This is a genomic window from Methylophaga sp. UBA1464 (assembly GCF_002325665.1).
Taxonomy (GTDB): Bacteria; Pseudomonadota; Gammaproteobacteria; order Nitrosococcales; family Methylophagaceae; genus Methylophaga.
The window spans coordinates 521-2,608 of the sequence record NZ_DCSO01000075.1 but is presented as its reverse complement, the minus strand read 5'-3'; the positions used below and the strand labels follow the sequence as shown (position 1 = coordinate 2,608).

The window sequence follows — 2,088 nt, the reverse complement described above, 5'->3', positions numbered from 1 at the left end:
CTTGCCGATTGATGATTTAAGGGCTTTCTCTGAAATTTTCGGCCGTATAAAAAGCAGTTATGTTGAGCCGGTGGAAGACAAAACTTTGCTGGAAAATGCCATTCGCGGCATGTTATCCGGGCTCGACCCCCACTCAGCCTATTTGGACTTAGGTGAATTCAAAGATTTACGTGAAGGAACCTCCGGTGAATTTGGCGGCCTGGGTATTGAAGTCTCAATGGAAGATGGCTTCGTTAAAGTAGTAGCGCCTATTGATGAAACCCCAGCTGCAGAAGCTGGTGTCAAATCAGGTGATTTAATTATTCGTCTGGATGATACTCCGGTCAAAGGATTAAGCCTGGCTGAAGCAGTTGAAATTATGCGCGGCGAACCGGGTAGTAAAATTATGCTGACAATTATCCGTGAAGGTGCTGATAAACCGCTTAAGCTTGAATTGACTCGCGCCATCATCAAAGTGAAAAGCGTCCGTACAGAAACTTTAGAATCAGGTTATGGCTATGTCCGCATAAGTACCTTTCAATCTCCAACGGGAGAAAGCCTGCGCGAGGCCATAAATCAACTAAAAACTGACAATGGTGGAAAATTAAAAGGTCTGGTTTTGGATTTACGTAATAATCCGGGTGGGGTATTAGATGCAGCGGTTGAAGTTTCTGACGCTTTCCTTAACAAAGGCATGATTGTTTACACTGAAGGCCGCATTCAGGATTCAGATCAAAAATTCCACGCCAAACCGGGCGATATGCTGAATGGCGCGCCGATTGTGGTGCTGGTCAACGGTGGTTCGGCTTCTGCTTCCGAAATCGTGGCTGGCGCCCTGCAGGACCATCAGCGAGCGGTTATTCTTGGCACTAAAACCTTTGGCAAAGGATCCGTTCAAACGGTTATGCCACTGACCAATGATACAGCAGTGAAAATGACAACTGCACGTTATTACACGCCATCCGGCCGTTCCATACAGGCGGATGGTATTGAACCGGATATCAAGCTTGATGCTCTGCAAATCAGTGCAGCCGAAGATAACGGCTTTCAACCTTTACGTGAGGCGGATCTGAGTCGTCATCTGGAAAATGGCATGCTGGAAGAGCTGGGCGAAAAACCGTCTGCAGATGAAGAGGAAAAACAACCTTTAGCGCTGCGTGATTATCCGCTGTCTCAAGCATTAAACCTGTTGAAAGGCATGAGCCTCATGAGCAAACGTTAAAACGTTATTCACATCATGAAAACTGTATTAATACCGCTTGCAGAAGGCTTTGAAGAGCTCGAAGCCGTGACTGTGATAGATATTCTCAGAAGAGCGGAAATAAACGTTGTTACTGCCAGCTTAACCAGGCATCAACAAATCAATGCCAGTCGTGGTGTCCGGTTAGTTGCGGACACCACTCTGGATGAAGTTATTAATGATGATTTTGATATGCTGATTTTGCCGGGAGGACAACCCGGCACTAATAATCTTGATGTCGATCCTCGCATTCATGCGCTGATTAAACGTTTGCATCAAGGCGACAAATGGATTGGAGCAATATGTGCGGCACCGATGGTGTTAGCGCATTCCGGCTTACTGAAGGGACTCAAGGTCAGCTGTTACCCTGGCGCACTTGAGGCTGTTGAGTGGCCTGAAATCCAACTCAGTAATGAAGCTGTCGTTTGTGACAATAACGTCATTACTTCACGAGGTCCGGGGACGGCAATCAGTTTTGCCTTGATGATTATCGAAAAATTGATCAATAAAACTACCCGCCAGCAAGTCGAAACGGGTCTTGTCATTCGCTAAAACGGAAGTCGCATGTATTCACTGAATGAATCAGAACTCTCAATATTATTGGTTGAACCATCTTCCGTTCAGCTGAAAATTATTATGCGCGAATTGCAACAGGCGGGGGTCACTAAAATCGACGGTGTTCATGATGGGGCCCAAGCCATTGAAGCCATGCAAAAATATCCTCCTGACCTCGTTATCAGCGCAATGTATCTGCCTGATATGACTGCCACCGAACTACTTTCCTCGATACGCAGCATAGATAATCTGGAAAATACGCATTTTATGCTGATCTCCAGCGAATCAAATATTGATGCCCTGGAACCATTACG

3 protein-coding genes are annotated in these 2,088 nt (G+C 46.0%); all 3 read left to right on the top strand.

Annotated elements, in window-relative coordinates:
• The first annotated feature begins 1 nt into the window (after position 1).
• Positions 2 to 1,201, top strand: coding sequence for a S41 family peptidase (locus B3O33_RS08960; RefSeq protein ID WP_292363456.1), 1,200 nt, complete (start codon positions 2 to 4; stop codon positions 1,199 to 1,201).
• Between the two features lie 15 nt (positions 1,202 to 1,216).
• Positions 1,217 to 1,771 (top strand): DJ-1 family glyoxalase III, encoded by a 555-nt coding sequence (locus B3O33_RS08955; RefSeq protein WP_292361049.1) that lies wholly within the window; start codon positions 1,217 to 1,219, stop codon positions 1,769 to 1,771.
• A 12-nt stretch (positions 1,772 to 1,783) separates the two neighbouring features.
• Positions 1,784 to 2,088, top strand: a 305-nt coding sequence (locus B3O33_RS08950) for a response regulator (protein WP_292363454.1), incomplete at its 3' end; no start/stop codon positions are given.